The sequence below is a fragment of the Streptomyces sp. NPDC058872 genome (genome assembly GCF_042743065.1).
In the GTDB taxonomy this organism is placed as follows: domain Bacteria; phylum Actinomycetota; class Actinomycetes; order Streptomycetales; family Streptomycetaceae; genus Streptomyces.
Genome location: NZ_JBHYMK010000009.1, coordinates 77,826 through 92,294, shown reverse-complemented (window position 1 = coordinate 92,294; position 14,469 = coordinate 77,826). Strand labels below are relative to the sequence as shown.

Annotated in this window: 14 protein-coding genes; 8 read left to right on the top strand and 6 right to left on the bottom strand. The window is 72.5% G+C overall.

What is annotated here, in order from left to right; translation table 11 throughout:
- Positions 1–62 precede the first annotated feature (62 nt).
- The 6 genes from ACFW22_RS07985 to ACFW22_RS07960 all read right to left on the bottom strand — a co-directional run bounded on the left by ACFW22_RS07985 (position 63) and on the right by ACFW22_RS07960 (position 7,690).
- A complete protein-coding gene (locus ACFW22_RS07985; protein ID WP_386400424.1) occupies positions 63–1,124 on the bottom strand; it encodes a 2-oxoacid:ferredoxin oxidoreductase subunit beta in 1,062 nt (353 codons plus the stop codon).
- The gene (locus ACFW22_RS07980) at positions 1,117–3,054 is read right to left on the bottom strand and encodes a 2-oxoacid:acceptor oxidoreductase subunit alpha (RefSeq protein WP_386400422.1); all 1,938 of its coding nucleotides are present in this window, start codon (positions 3,052–3,054) and stop codon (positions 1,117–1,119) included. Before ACFW22_RS07980 ends, ACFW22_RS07985 begins: the two co-directional genes overlap by 8 nt.
- 357 nt (positions 3,055–3,411) lie before the next feature.
- Positions 3,412–4,095 (bottom strand): LuxR C-terminal-related transcriptional regulator, encoded by a 684-nt coding sequence (locus ACFW22_RS07975; protein ID WP_384873432.1) that lies wholly within the window; start codon positions 4,093–4,095, stop codon positions 3,412–3,414.
- A 156-nt stretch (positions 4,096–4,251) separates the two neighbouring features.
- Entirely contained in the window at positions 4,252–5,544 is a 1,293-nt protein-coding gene (locus ACFW22_RS07970; RefSeq protein WP_386400420.1) for a sensor histidine kinase, read from the bottom strand.
- A gap of 252 nt (positions 5,545–5,796) precedes the next feature.
- Positions 5,797–6,327 (bottom strand): hypothetical protein, encoded by a 531-nt coding sequence (locus ACFW22_RS07965; protein WP_386400418.1) that lies wholly within the window; start codon positions 6,325–6,327, stop codon positions 5,797–5,799.
- Positions 6,328–6,490: 163 nt separating this feature from the next.
- On the bottom strand, positions 6,491–7,690 hold the full coding sequence (locus tag ACFW22_RS07960) for a sensor histidine kinase (RefSeq protein WP_386400416.1): 1,200 nt from the start codon (positions 7,688–7,690) through the stop codon (positions 6,491–6,493).
- A 158-nt stretch (positions 7,691–7,848) separates the two neighbouring features.
- Between ACFW22_RS07960 and ACFW22_RS07955 the strand changes: the two genes are divergently transcribed.
- The 8 genes from ACFW22_RS07955 to ACFW22_RS07920 are packed head-to-tail and all read left to right on the top strand — an operon-like array spanning position 7,849 to position 14,450.
- Positions 7,849–8,277 (top strand): NADH-quinone oxidoreductase subunit A, encoded by a 429-nt coding sequence (locus tag ACFW22_RS07955; RefSeq protein ID WP_386400414.1) that lies wholly within the window; start codon positions 7,849–7,851, stop codon positions 8,275–8,277.
- Positions 8,268–8,831, top strand: coding sequence for an NADH-quinone oxidoreductase subunit B (locus ACFW22_RS07950; protein WP_386400412.1), 564 nt, complete (start codon positions 8,268–8,270; stop codon positions 8,829–8,831). Before ACFW22_RS07955 ends, ACFW22_RS07950 begins: the two co-directional genes overlap by 10 nt.
- Positions 8,828–10,021 (top strand): NADH-quinone oxidoreductase subunit C, encoded by a 1,194-nt coding sequence (locus ACFW22_RS07945; protein WP_386400410.1) that lies wholly within the window; start codon positions 8,828–8,830, stop codon positions 10,019–10,021. The genes ACFW22_RS07950 and ACFW22_RS07945 overlap by 4 nt, the downstream gene beginning before the upstream one ends.
- Positions 10,018–10,986, top strand: a complete 969-nt coding sequence (locus ACFW22_RS07940) for an NADH-quinone oxidoreductase subunit H (RefSeq protein ID WP_386400408.1) — start codon at positions 10,018–10,020, stop codon at positions 10,984–10,986. The genes ACFW22_RS07945 and ACFW22_RS07940 overlap by 4 nt, the downstream gene beginning before the upstream one ends.
- A gap of 2 nt (positions 10,987–10,988) precedes the next feature.
- Positions 10,989–11,564: a NuoI/complex I 23 kDa subunit family protein gene (locus ACFW22_RS07935; protein WP_386400406.1), complete on the top strand. Its 576-nt coding sequence runs from the start codon at positions 10,989–10,991 to the stop codon at positions 11,562–11,564.
- Complete coding sequence (locus tag ACFW22_RS07930) at positions 11,561–12,112, top strand: NADH-quinone oxidoreductase subunit J (protein ID WP_386400404.1); 552 nt, start codon at positions 11,561–11,563, stop codon at positions 12,110–12,112. Before ACFW22_RS07935 ends, ACFW22_RS07930 begins: the two co-directional genes overlap by 4 nt.
- Positions 12,112–12,453, top strand: coding sequence for an NADH-quinone oxidoreductase subunit NuoK (nuoK, locus tag ACFW22_RS07925; protein ID WP_386400402.1), 342 nt, complete (start codon positions 12,112–12,114; stop codon positions 12,451–12,453). The genes ACFW22_RS07930 and nuoK overlap by 1 nt, the downstream gene beginning before the upstream one ends.
- On the top strand, positions 12,450–14,450 hold the full coding sequence (locus ACFW22_RS07920; RefSeq protein WP_386400400.1) for an NADH-quinone oxidoreductase subunit L: 2,001 nt from the start codon (positions 12,450–12,452) through the stop codon (positions 14,448–14,450). The genes nuoK and ACFW22_RS07920 overlap by 4 nt, the downstream gene beginning before the upstream one ends.
- Positions 14,451–14,469 lie beyond the last annotated feature (19 nt).

The window sequence follows — 14,469 nt, the reverse complement described above, 5'->3', positions numbered from 1 at the left end:
GGAAACGACCCCGGGGGCCCGTTCCGCAGTGCGGAACGGGCCCCCGGGACGTGCGCGTGCGCTCAGCCGACCACGGTCCAGGTGTCGTTGCCGGTGAGGAGCTTCTCCAGGTCGCCCTGGCCCTGTTGTTCCACGGCCGTTTCCAGTTGTTCGGCCATGAGGGTGTCGTAGACCGGGCGTTCCACCGAGCGGAAGACGCCGATGGGGGTGTGGTGGAGGGTGTCGGGGTCGGCGAGCCGGGAGAGGGCGAAGGCGGTGGTGGGAGTGGTCGCGTGGGCGTCGTGGACGAGGACCGCGGACTCGTTGTCCGGGGTGATCGGGACGATGTGGAGGTCGCCGGTGGCCGGGTCGCGGATGACGCCCTTGTCGCTGTCCGCGCCGAAGCGGATCGGCTGTCCGTGTTCCAGGCGGATCACGGCTTCTTTGGCTTGATCCTTGTCCTTGAGGACTTCGAAGGCGCCGTCGTTGAAGATGTTGCAGTTCTGGTAGATCTCCACCAGGGCGGTGCCGTCGTGCGCGGCGGCCTGGCGCAGCACCTCGGTGAGGTGTTTGCGGTCGGAGTCCACGGTCCGTGCGACGAAGGAGGCTTCTGCGCCGAGGGCGAGGGAGACGGGGTTGAACGGGGCGTCCAGCGAGCCCATCGGCGTCGACTTGGTGATCTTGCCGATCTCGGAGGTGGGCGAGTACTGGCCCTTGGTCAGGCCGTAGATCCGGTTGTTGAACAGCAGGATCTTGAGGTTGACGTTGCGGCGCAGGGCGTGGATGAGGTGGTTGCCGCCGATGGAGAGGGCGTCGCCGTCGCCGGTGACGACCCAGACGGACAGGTCGCGGCGTGAGGTCGCCAGTCCGGTGGCGATGGCGGGGGCGCGGCCGTGGATGGAGTGCATCCCGTAGGTGTTCATGTAGTACGGGAAGCGGGAGGAGCAGCCGATGCCGGAGACGAAGACGATGTTTTCCTTGGCCAGTCCGAGTTCGGGCATGAAGCCCTGGACGGCGGCGAGGACGGCGTAGTCGCCGCAGCCGGGGCACCAGCGGACTTCCTGGTCGGACTTGAAGTCCTTCATGGACTGCACGGCCTCGGCCTTCGGCACCAGGCTCAGCAGGGTCTCGGTGGGCTCAGGCATCGATGACCTCCTTGAGGGCGGCGGCGAGCTGTTCGGCCTTGAAGGGCATCCCGTTGACCTGGGTGTGGGGTCGGGCGTCGACGAGGTACTTGGCGCGGATGAGGGTGGTGAGCTGGCCGAGGTTCATTTCGGGGACGACGACCTTGTCGTAGCGTCCCAGGACCTCGCCCAGGTTTTCGGGGAAGGGGTTGAGGTGGCGCAGGTGGGTCTGGGCGATGGAGCCGCCGGTGCGGCGGATGCGGCGGACGGCGGCGGTGATCGGGCCGTAGGTGGAGCCCCAGCCCAGCACCAGGGTGTCGGCGCCGTCCGGGTCGTCGACCTCCAGGTCGGGCACGGCGATGCCGTCGATCTTGGCCTGGCGGGTGCGGACCATGAAGTCGTGGTTGGCCGGGTCGTAGGAGATGTTGCCCGTGCCGTCCTGCTTCTCGATGCCGCCGATGCGGTGTTCCAGACCGGGGGTGCCGGGCACGGCCCAGGGCCGGGCCAGGGTCTCGGGATCGCGCTTGTAGGGCCAGAAGGCTTCGGTGCCGTCGGCCAGGGTGTGGTTGGGGCCGGTGGCGAACGCGGTCCGCAGGTCGGGGAGGTCGGCGACCTCGGGGATGCGCCAGGGCTCGGAGCCGTTGGCCAGGTAGCCGTCGGACAGCAGCATCACCGGGGTGCGGTACGTCAGTGCGATCCGGGCGGCCTCCAGGGCCGCGTCGAAGCAGTCGGCCGGGGTGCTGGGGGCCACCACCGGCACCGGGGCCTCGCCGTTGCGGCCGTACATCGCCTGGAGCAGGTCGGCCTGCTCGGTCTTGGTCGGCAAGCCGGTCGACGGTCCGCCCCGCTGGATGTCGACGATCAGCAGTGGCAGTTCCAGCGACACCGCCAGGCCGATCGTCTCCGACTTCAGCGCCACGCCGGGGCCGGAGGTCGTCGTCACGGCGAGGGAACCGCCGAACGCCGCCCCGAGCGCGGCGCCGATCCCGGCGATCTCGTCCTCGGCCTGGAAGGTGCGCACGCCGAAGTTCTTGTGCCGTGACAGCTCGTGCAGGATGTCCGAGGCCGGGGTGATCGGATAGGAGCCGAGGTACAGCGGCAGGTCGGCCTGGCGGGAGGCGGCGATCAGGCCGTAGGACAGGGCCAGGTTTCCGGAGATGTTGCGGTAGGTGCCGGTGGGGAACGCCTTCGTGGCCGGGGCGATCTCGTAGGAGACGGCGAAGTCCTCCGTGGTCTCGCCGAAGTTCCAGCCGGCCCGGAACGCGACGATGTTCGCCTCGGCGATCTGCGGCTTCTTGGCGAACTTCTGCCGCAGGAAGGTCTCGGTGCCCTCGGTCGGCCGGTGGTACATCCACGACAGCAGCCCGAGCGCGAACATGTTCTTGCTCCGCTCGGCCTCCTTGCGGGACAGGCCGAAGTCCTTCAGCGCCTCCAGCGTCAAGGTCGTCAACGGCACCGGGTGCACCCGGTAGCCGTCGAGCGAACCGTCCTCCAGCGGCGAGACCGCGTATCCGACCTTCGCCATCGCCCGCTTGGCGAACTCGTCCGTGTTCACGATGATCTCGCCACCGCGCGGCACGTCGGCGATGTTCGCCTTCAATGCGGCCGGGTTCATCGCGACCAGCACGTTCGGTGCGTCACCCGGGGTCAGGATGTCGTGGTCGGCGAAGTGCAGCTGGAACGACGACACGCCCGGCAACGTGCCGGCGGGCGCCCGGATCTCCGCCGGGAAGTTCGGCAGCGTGGACAGGTCGTTCCCGAACGACGCCGTCTCCGAGGTGAACCGGTCACCCGTCAACTGCATGCCGTCACCGGAGTCGCCCGCAAACCGGATGATCACCCGATCGAGCCGGCGCACTTCCTTCCCGACCCCGTTCCGGGGCATCCCCGAAACGCTGCGCTGTTCCCCGACCAAGGCCTCACCGGCCTCGCTACTGACCTGGCTGGTCACTGATCTGGACCTCCCTCGCGGCAAGGGGACTCTCCGCCGGAGGCGGGAGAAGGCTTCGGGGCGGGGCGGCGATCACCGTCGGCGATCACCGGCCGTCCCGAAGCCCACCCTACGACGGCGGGGCGGACCCTCCCGGGACTTCTCGCATTTTGGATCTCTCTTTAAGACGCCGCTTGGCCCTGAACCACTGCGTCCGGTCGTCGTCCCGGGGACTCCGGAGGGGCGGTCCCGGATCCGCCCCGCCCCGGAGCGCGGCCCGGACCGTCCGGCAGCGTGGCGGACGGTGCTGCCTTCCCCCACGTCCTGGGACTTCAGGACGCCCTGGGGCTTCAGGACGCCCTGGGGCTTCGGAACGTCCTAGGATTTCAGATACGTCAACACCGCGAGCACCCGGCGGTGATCGCCGTCGCTCGGGGAGAGCCCCAGCTTCAGGAAGATGTTGCTGATGTGCTTCTCCACCGCGCCGGCACTCACGACCAAGGCCTTCGCGATCGCCGAGTTCGTCCGGCCCTCCGCCATCAGACCGAGCACCTCGCGTTCCCGCGGGGTCAGGTTCGCCAGCACGTCCTGCTGACGGCTGCGGCCGAGCAACTGCTGCACGACCTCCGGATCCAGCGCCGTGCCGCCCCCGGCCACCCGGATGACCGCGTCCACGAACTCGCGCACCTCCGCGACCCGGTCCTTCAGGAGGTACCCCACGCCCCGGCTGGAACCGGCCAGGAGCTCGGTGGCGTACTGCTCCTCCACGTACTGCGACAGCACCAGCACCCCGAGTCCCGGGTGCTCCTTGCGCAGCCGTACGGCGGCCCGCACGCCCTCGTCGGTGTGCGTCGGCGGCATCCGCACGTCCGCCACCACTACGTCCGGCAGGGCGTCCTCGGCCGCGAGCCCCGCCACCGTCTCCACCAGCGCCTCGCCGTCCCCGACACCGGCGACGACCTCGTGCCCCCGGTCCGTCAACAGCCGGGTCAGCCCCTCCCGCAGCAGTACGGAATCCTCGGCGATGACCACCCGTACCGCGCCTTGCCCCGTCACGCCCATGCCCCCCACGTCGGTCTCCACTGAGACCTTCAGCATGGCACCCCGCCGCGCGCCCCTCCAGCGAACCGGCCACCCGTCATCACGCGGCCCCGCCCCCGTCCGACCGCCGCGTCCGGTTCCCGCCGCGTCAGGCGGTCCGGAGCCGGGCCGCGACGCCTATGCGCGCCAGGGAAGCTCCACGGTCACCGTCGTGGGGCCACCGGCCGGGGAATCCACCGCGAGCACCCCGTCCACCGCCCCCACCCGTCCGGAGAGCCCGGCCACGGCGGACGCGCCGTCCTCCGGACCCGCGCCCCCCGCCCCGTCGTCCCGCACCTGGAGCATCAGCCGGTCCCCCGTCCGCCACGCCTCCACCCACGCGCGCCGCGCGCCGGAGTGGGGGGAGACGTTCCGGAGCAGCTCCGAGACCGCGAAGTACGCGATGCCCTCGATCGCCGGCGCCGGCCGGGACGGCAGGTCCACGTCCACCGACACCGGCACCGCGCAGCGCGAGGCGACCGCGGAGAGCGCGGCGTCCAGGCCCCGGTCGGTGAGGACCGCCGGGTGGATGCCCCGGGCCAGGTCCCGCAGTTCCCGGAGGGCGAGCTTCACCTCGCCGTGCGCCTCGTCGACGAGGACCGCCGCCGCCTCCGGGTCCCGCGCCAGCTTCTCCTTCGCCAGCCCGAGGTCCATCGCGAGCGCGGCGAGCCGGGCCTGGGCCCCGTCGTGCAGCGCGCGCTCGATGCGCCGCAGGTCGGCCGCGGCCGTGTCGACCACGGTGCCCCGGTCCGACTCCAACTCGGTGACGCGGGAGGCCAGCCGGGACGGGCCGAGCAGCCCGGAGACGAGGACCCGGTCGACGGCGACCAGGCCCCGGAGCACCCACGGCCCCACCAGCACGACCAGGAGCCCGACCGCGCTGGTCACGGCGACCTCGAAGGGCGTGTCGAGGTACAGGGCACGGTGCGCGTCGCCGTACAGCTGGATCCCGTCCTGCCCCACCCACAGGGGGAAGACCCACTGCCACAGCGGGTACGTGAAGAGGGACCAGCCCCAGACCCACAGGGCCACCGTGACCGAGAAGGAGAAGACGGCCCACGGCATGTGCAGGAAGGCGTACAGCACGTGCCGCCAGGACGCCCCGCTCTTCAGCACGGCCCCCATCCAGGACAGCGCCCCGCCGGTCCGCCCGCGCACCGGTTCCGGCGCGGGCACGTCGTGGTCGAGCAGGGCCCGCGCCCGCGCCCGCTCCACCGCGCCGAAGCCACGGCACATCGCGAGCGCCCCGGCCAGGATCGGCACGCCGAGGAAGGTGATGAGCAGGCCGGTGCCGGCGGACACGAGGGCGACCGAGAGCGCGAACCAGCAGACGCTCAGCGGCAGCCCGATCAGGACGTATCCGACGGCGCGCCAGGTGCGGGCCTCGAACGGTGCGCGGATCGCGGTGGGGAGTCGGTGGGAGGCGGCCATCGGGGAGGTCCCTGTCTCGTCGGGGGAGGGGCGATCGGTACGCCTTCCAGGCTTCCGTTCCGCCGCTCGCTGGACCATGAGGCGGAGGGGCGTCTCGGGGCGGGGGTTTTCCCCACCGGGGGCCTTCCCCACCCCATGCCGTCGCTCGTGAGCGGGCCGGTGCGGTCGCTCGTGAGCCGGCCGGCCCGTCGACCTGCTCGGGGCGGGGTGGGGCCGGCGGACCCGTGCTGCGAGCCCGAACGCCTCGACCCCTCAGAGCCGGTCCCCCCTGCCGGCCGGTTGCGGAGGATGCGTCCCGCCACCGTCCTTGACGTCCTGCTCGCAGGTCCGTCGGCGGTAGGACTGGTCATTGGGGATCAAGAGCACTTCGACGACCTGCTCGGGGTGCTCGACGGCGAGCCAGTCGTCGCCCGTGAGGACACCGTCCCGCTCGGGCCGGGCCGCGGAGGAATGAAGCGTCCGGCACCCCAACGCCACGCGCGCCCCGTCGACGGCGCAGGCGTCCACTGCGGGGCCGTGCACCTCGTCGGCGCCGTCGAAGCGGTAGCGGAAGTGGACCTCGTCGCCCTCGGCGGGCACCTGCGGGTGGGGTTCGAGGCGCCAGTCGACGACCTCGGCGGTGATGCCGAGGGGCCGGCCGGACACGTCTTCGACCTGCACCCTGACACCGGCCTCACCGCGCTCCGCACGCGTGTCGGTGCAGCCCCAGGGGGAAGAGCAGCCGGACAGGGCGAGAACCCCCAGGGCCGAAAGAGCACCGACGCGTACCCGTGCAGGAAACACCGGGATGACCTCCGGGGGTGGGGGCGGAGCAGTGTATCCCGGGGCCGTCCGGCAGCCGTGGGCGAAGTCGGCGACCACCCGCCGTGGTGGTGGTGGCCGAAGCATCGGCCCGGGCCCTCCCCGCGCCCCGGGGGACGCCCCGGGGGACGGGCCGGGGGACGGGTCAGACGGACGGAACGGCCCGTCGGCCCGGTCGGGAGCGCCACGGCAACTCCGCGGTGACTGTCGTCGGTCCCCCCTCGGGGGAGTCCAGGACGAGCAGCCCGTCGACGGCACCGAGCCGCTCCGCGAGCCCCGCCAGCCCCGTCCCGCCGTCGAAGCGCGCCCCGCCGGCCCCGTCGTCCCGCACCTGGAGCAGCAGTCGGTCCTTCGACCGCCACGCCTCCACCGAGGCGGACCGGGCACGCGCGTGCTTGGACACGTTCTGGAGCAGCTCCGACACGGTGAAGTATGCGATGCCCTCGATCGCCTCCGCCGGTCGCTCCGCGAGGTCCACGGTCACCTTCACCGGCACCGTGCAGCGCGAGGCGACCGCGGAGAGCGCGGCGTCCAGGCCCCGGTCGGTGAGGACCGCCGGGTGGATGCCCCGGGCCAGGTCCCGCAGTTCCTGGAGGGCGAGCTTCACCTCGCCGTGCGCCTCGTCGACCATCGCGGCAGCAGCCTCCGGGTCCTCCAGGAGCTTCTCCTTCGCCAGCCCGAGCCCCATGGCGAGGGCGACGAGCCGGGCCTGGGCCCCGTCGTGCAGGTCCCGCTCGATGCGCCGCAGGTCGGCCGCGGCGGTGTCGACCACCACGCCCCGGTCCGACTCCAGTTCGGCGACCCGGCGCTCCAACTCGTCGGAGGGCGAGAGCAGGCCCCTGACCATGCCCCGGTCGCCGTTGGTCAGGCCGCGGGCCAGGAACGGCAGGACGGGCCAGAGGACGAGGAGCGAGACCAGCGCGACGGTGAACGTCACGATCCCCCAGGGCAGCCGGACCAGCCCGTACAGCTGTGTCCGCCAGGCCACCGGGTCCTTCAGCCTGGACCACAGCCAGCCGAAGGAGCCGCGGGCCGGCGGCAGCGGAGACGGTTCCGCGACCACCGTGCCGAGCAGCGCGCGGGCGCGGGCCCGCTCGGCCCGCCCCAGCAGCCGGGCACCGCCGAGCCCGAGGGCGAGCAGCGGCAGCCCGATCACGGTGACGGAGAGCCCCACGCCGAGCGCGACGCTGACGACCGCGTAGACGAAGCCGAGCACCGAGGTGAGGAGGTTGGAGAGGAGGAAGGCGATCTCCTTCCAGGTCTCCTTTCCGTAGGCGGGCCGCAGCGGCGGACGCGGTGCGTCGGCGACGTCGGAGGACCCGACGGGATCAAGATCGGCACTCATGTCCCCAGCCTGCCGGTCGCGGGCGGCGCCGCGCCATGGGGTGGGTGGGTCAGTGCGGGTGGGGATATCCCCACCCGCCCCGGCGCACATCAAGGCACCCGCGACTGCTTACGGTCCCTTTAGCAGGGCCTAGACTCGCGTCCGTACAGAAGTGACCCATGAGACACCGAGACCGAGGGGCGGACGTGCGGGAACCGACCGTTGTCGCGGCCGACGCGGCGGACTACTTCCAGACGTACTCCGTCGTCGGCGTGCTCGCCGTCGTCGGGGTGCTCTTCGTCGCCGTGGCGTTCGGCGCGGGCCGACTGCTGCGGCCCGTCGTGCCGACGCCCGAGAAGCTCCTCACCTACGAGTGCGGCGTCGACCCCGTGGGGGAGGGCTGGGCCCACACCCAGGTCCGCTACTACGTGTACGCCTTCCTCTACGTCATCTTCGCCGTCGACTCGATCTTCCTCTTCCCCTGGGCGACGATCTTCGCCGCACCCGGCTACGGCGCCACGACCCTGGTCGAGATGTTCGTCTTCCTCGGCTTCCTGGCCGTGGGGCTGCTCTACGCGTACAAGAAGGGCGTCCTGGCATGGACGTAACACCCCTGCCCGCACCCAAGCTGGGGCCGCTCGCCCGTCTGGCGCCCGAGCCGATGAAGGTGGTCCTGAACTGGGGCCGCCGCTACAGCCTGTGGGTCTTCAACTTCGGCCTCGCCTGCTGCGCGATCGAGTTCATCGCCGCCTCGATGGCCCGGCACGACTTCATCCGGCTCGGCGTGATCCCCTTCGCGCCCGGCCCGCGCCAGGCCGACCTGATGATCGTCTCCGGCACGGTGACGGACAAGATGGCGCCGGCCGTGAAGCGGCTCTACGAGCAGATGCCGGAGCCCAAGTACGTCATCTCCTTCGGCGCCTGCTCCAACTGCGGCGGCCCCTACTGGGACTCGTACGCGGTCACCAAGGGCGTCGACCAGATCATCCCGGTCGACGTGTACGTCCCCGGCTGCCCGCCCCGTCCCGAGGCCCTCCTCCAGGGCATCCTCAAGCTCCAGGAGAAGATCGCCAGGGAGAGCCTGGCCGAGCGCTACGCGACGACGCCGTCCGTGGCCCAGCTGACGAGCCCCCTGGTCGAGCGGCCGGGAGGCGAGGCGTGAGCGCGTACGACTCCCTCCCCGGCTCCGTGACGGAACTCTTCGGCGAGGGGGCGACGGCGGAGCAGGCCTACGACCTGCTGACCGTGGACGTCCCGCCGACGTCCTGGCTCGCGGCGCTGACCACCGCCCGCGACGGCCTGGGCTGCACCTTCTTCGACTGGCTCAGCGCGGTGGACGAGCCGGGCACCGGCTTCCGCGTCTGCGCACACGTGGTGGCGCTCGGCGCCGGCCGGCCGCGCCGCCTCCTGGTCCGCACCACGGTTCCGCACGACGCCCCCGCCCTCCCCACGGCGATCGGGGTGTACGCCGGCGCGGCCTGGCACGAGCGCGAGACCCACGAGATGTTCGGCGTGGCCTTCGAGGGCCACCCGCACCTGGTGCCGCTGCTGCTCCCCGAGAACTTCGAGGGCCACCCCTTGCGCAAGGACTTCGTCCTGGCGGCGCGCGTCGCCAAGGCCTGGCCGGGCGCGAAGGAGCCGGGCGAGTCCCACGACGGCGGCCCGAAGCGTCGCCAGATGCTTCCCCCCGGCGTCCCGGACCCCAATGAATGGGGCCCGCTCAAGGGACAGCTCCCACCGGCCCCCGCCCGGCCCGCCCGTGCGGCAGCGGGCGACCGCCCGGCGCGCCGCACGCGCACGGCCACGGAGGGTTCGGCGAGTCAGGCGGCTCCGGCGTCCGGTGGGGCGTCCGGTGGGGCGGAGGCTTCGGTGGCGCGTCCGCCGCGGCGTTCCCGTTCGGCCTCGGAGGGTTCGGCGAGTCAGGCGGCTCCGGCGTCCGGTGGGGCGTCCGGTGGGGCGGGGGCTTCGGTGGCGCGTCCGCCGCGGCGTTCCCGTTCGGCCTCGGAGGGTTCGGCCAGCCAGGCGGCCCCGGCCCCGGCCGCGGACCGTCCCGAGCCCCGCACGGGTCCCGCCGCCGCCCGCCCCCGCAGCTCGGACGCCCCCTGGCACCACGCCCGTCCGGCCTTCGACGAGGAGCCGTCGGCCGGGGAGGGCGCATCCGCCCCGACCGGGCCCCCGACCGGGGCCGACCCCGCCGGGCCGCCCGCCGGGGCCGACCCCGCCGGGCCGAAGGACACGGCCGAGGAAGGGCCGTCCACCCCGCCGAGCGGCACCACCGACCGCGAGCCGCCCGCTGAGGGCGACGACCGGAACGACCACCCCACCCACCCCGCCGGAGGCGATCCCGCGTGAACGACGCACTCGACGTCGCCGTCCGGCTGCTCATCGTCTTCGGCGTCTTCCTCGTCCTGCCGCTCGTCATCGGGCAGACCGAGCACAAGGTCATGGCCCACATGCAGGGCCGGCTCGGTCCGATGTACGCGGGCGGCTTCCACGGCTGGGCGCAGCTCGTCGCGGACGGCGTGAAGTTCGCACAGAAGGAGGACGTCGTCCCGAAGGACGCGGACCGGCGCGTCTTCCAGCTCGCGCCGGCCGTCGCCCTCCTCCCGTACCTGCTCGTGCTCGTCGCGATCCCGATCGGCCCCGGTGAGGGGGCCGTCGGACGGGTCGTCGACGCGGGCGTCTTCTTCGTGCTGGCCGTCATGGGCGTCGGCGTCCTGGGCAGCCTGATGGCCGGCTGGGCGTCCGCGAACAAGTTCTCGCTGCTCGGCGGCCTCCGCACCGCCGCCCAGCTCCTCGCGTACGAGCTCCCGATGCTCCTCGCCGCCGCGTCCGTCGCGATGGCGGCCGGCACCGTTTCCCTCCCCGGCATCCTGGACGCCTTCGCGTGGTGGTGGCTGCCCTGGCAGATCATCGGCGCGCTGGTGTTCTTCACCGCCGGCCTCGCCGAGCTCCAGCGGCCCCCGTTCGACATGCCGGTCGCCGATTCGGAGATCATCTTCGGGGCGTACACCGAGTACACCGGTCTCCGGTTCGCCCTGTTCCTGCTCGCCGAGTACGCGGGCATCGTCGTCCTCTGCGGCCTCACCACCGTCCTCTTCCTCGGCGGCTGGCACGGACCGCTGGGCGCCGACGGCCTGGGCTGGGTCTGGACCCTCCTCAAGACGGCCGTCCTGGCCTTCGTCGTCATCTGGCTGCGGGTGAGCTACCCGCGGCTGCGCGAGGACCAGCTGCAGAAGCTCGCCTGGACGATCCTCGTTCCGCTCGCCCTGGCGCAGATCGCGCTCACCGGCATCGTGAAGGTGGCGATCCAGTAACCATGTCCCCCATCCCCGGTTCCGGCCTCGCCAAGGGCCTCGCCGTCACCCTCCGCACGATGACGCGGAAGACCGTCACCGCGCAGTACCCGGAAGTCCAGCCCGAGCTGCCGCCCCGCACCCGCGGGGTGATCGGACTGTTCGAGGAGAACTGCACGGTCTGCATGCTCTGCGCCCGTGAGTGCCCCGACTGGTGCATCTACATCGACTCCCACAAGGAGACGGTGCCGCCGGCCGCCCCCGGCGGGCGCGAGCGGAGTCGGAACGTCCTCGACCGCTTCGCCATCGACTTCTCGCTCTGCATGTACTGCGGGATCTGCATCGAGGTCTGCCCCTTCGACGCGCTGTTCTGGTCGCCCGAGTTCGAGTACGCGGAGACCGACATCCACGAGCTCACCCACGAGCGCGACAAGCTCCGCGCATGGATGTGGACGGTGCCCGAGCCGCCCGCGCTCGACCCGCACGCGGAGGAGCCGAAGGAGCTCGCCGCCGCCCGCAAGGCCGCGGAGAAGGCCGCCGCCGCCCAGGCCGAGGCCGAGACCGCTGCCCGGGGCCAGGCACAGGAGGGCCAGCAGTGATCCTCGCAGCAGCCCAAGCCCCCGGTTTCCTCTCGCCCACCGGCGTCGAGGTCGCCTTCCTCCTCGTCGGCCTCGTCACCCTCGGCGCGGCCCTCGTCACCGTCACCACCCGCCAACTGGTGCACGCCGCCCTCTGGCTGGTCGTGGCGCTCGGCGGGCTCGCCGTCGAGTACCTCCTGCTGACCGCCGAGTTCATCGCCTGGGTCCAGGTCCTGATCTACGTCGGCTCCGTCGTCGTGCTCCTCCTCTTCGGCCTCATGCTCACCAAGGCACCCATCGGTCGCTCACCGGACGCCGACTCCGGCAACCGACCGGTCGCCCTCGCCGTCGCCCTGGCCGCGGCGGCAGCGCTCGTCTGGGTCGTGGTCGACGCCTTCCGCACGACCCGGATCGACCTGGACGGCCCCGCCCAGGGCTCCACCGGGGTGACCGGCGAAATGCTCTTCCAGCACTGGGTGCTGCCCTTCGAGGCCCTGTCGGTGCTGCTGCTGGCCGCCCTGGTCGGCGCGATCGTCCTCTCCCGCAAGAAGAAGGAGGACGAGCGCTGATGCACCTCGCCTACCCGGCCGTCCTCGCCGCCCTCCTCTTCTCCACCGGCCTGTACGGCGTCCTCGCCCGCCGCAACGCGATCCTGGTCCTGATGTCCGTCGAGCTGATGCTCAACGCCGTCAACCTCAACCTGGTCGCCTTCGACGTCTGGCTCCGGGACACCCTCCACGCAGGTCAGGCCCTCACCCTCTTCACCATCGCGGTGGCCGCCGCCGAGATCGGCATCGGCCTCGCCATCGTCCTGATGGTCCACCGGGCCCGCGGCACCTCGGACGTCGACCGCCTGCGCGACACCAGAGAGCAACCGTCCGCCGACGAGAAGACCGAGGCCGCCGCGTGACCACGACCACCCTCGCCGTCCTCGTCCCCCTCCTGCCCTTCCTCGGTTCCGTCGCCGGACTCCTGCTCGGCCGCACCGCGCCCGGCTTCGTCCGGCCGCTCGCCGTGCTCCCGACGTTCGCCTCGGCGGTCCTCGCCGCCCTGGTCGCCGCCCGGCAGGGCGGGGGCCAGGCGATCGACGCGGCGACCCGGCTCACACCGACCGGTTCCGTCCCCGTCGACCTGAGCCTGCACATCGACGGCTTCGCCGCCCTCGTCGCCGTCCTGGTCGGCGTCGTCGCGACCTGTGTGCAGATCTACTCGACCGGCTACCTCCGCGAGGACCCGCGCTACCCCTCGTACGCCGCGCTCGTCTCCCTCTTCACTTCGGCGATGCTGCTCGTCGTCTACTCCGGGGACCTGATGGTGCTCCTGGTCGGCTGGGAGGTCATGGGCATCTGCTCCTACTTCCTCGTCGGCCACTACTGGGAGACCCCCGAGGCCAGGGCCGCCTCCCTCAAGGCCTTCCTCGTCACCAAGCTCGGTGACGTCCCCTTCCTCATCGGTCTCTTCGCGCTCGCCGTCGACGCCGGAACCTTCCGGATCACGGGCGTCCTCGGTGCCGTGGCGAACGGCGGCCTCGACCACCCCACCGTGATCGCCCTGCTGCTGCTCGCCGGCGTCGCGGGCAAGTCCGCCCAGTTCCCGCTGCACACCTGGCTCCCGGACGCGATGGCCGGCCCCACCCCCGTCTCCGCGCTCATCCACGCGGCGACGATGGTCGCCGCCGGCATCTACTTCACCGCCCGGCTGCTGCCCGTCTTCGCCGCGTCCGCCGCAGCGATGACCGTGCTCGCCGTGATGGCCGCGATCACCATGGTCGGATCGGCGCTCGCCGCCCTCGCCCAGGACGACATCAAGCGGGTCCTCGCCTACTCGACGATCGGCCAGCTCGGCTACATGGCCGGGGCGCTCGCCGTCGGCGACCGCGGGGCCGCCGTCTTCCACCTCCTCTCGCACGCCGCCTTCAAGGCGCTCCTGTTCCTCGCCGCGGGCGTGGTCATCCACGCCGCCGGCACCAACTCGCTCACCGCGATGTCCCGGATGAGCGGCCTCGCGAAGCGCATCCCCGACGCGTACTGGACGATGACCGTCGCCCTGCTCGCGCTCGCCGCCATTCCGCCGTTCGCCGGCTTCTTCTCCAAGGAAGCCGTCCTCGTGGCCGCCGAGCACACCGCCCTCGGCGAGCGGACCGTCGCTCCCGCCGGAGCCGGTTGGACCGTCCTCGTCGCCGGACTGCTGACCGCCCTGCTCACCGCGGCGTACGCGCTGCGCCTCTGGCTGCGGACCTTCCGCGGCCGGGGCGCCGAGGCCCCCGGCGCTTCCCCGACGGGGGAGGCCACGAGCCGTCAGCCGATCGCCATGACCAGCGTCCTGTGGGTCCTCGCGATCCCCTCCCTGGGCTTCGGCCTGACCGCCGCGTACCTCGACGACTGGTTCGACGGGAACCCCCTCACCCCGACGCTCACCACGGCCGTGCTCGGCACCGGGCTCGCCGTCGCCGGAGCAGCGATCACCTACGCCGTCTGGCGCACCCTCGCCACTCGCACCCCCGTCGCGGCCCCCGCCCCCCACGTCGCCCACCCGGAGGCCGACGCGGGCCGGGTCGAGGCGGAGGCCCTCCACCTGCCGCACCCCGCCGAGGACCCGGCCGACCCCGGGCGGGCGCTCCTCGGGCCGCTGTACGGTCCGGCCTCCGACGGCTTCCACCTGGACGCGGTCTACCGGACCGCCTTCGTCCGCCCCGTACTCGCCGCTGCCTCCCTGGTCCGCTTCCTGGACCGCGAGGTCGTCGACACCTACGTGGGTGCCGCGGGCGGGTCCGCCAAGGGACTCGGCTGGCTCGTCCGCCGTGCCCAGACCGGCAACGTCCAGACCTACCTGGGCGCCCTGCTCGCCGGCTCCGTCGTCCTGGCGATCGTCGCCGTCGCCCTCGCCAACGCCGTCGCCGGAGCGTGAGCCGTGATCGATATCAGCG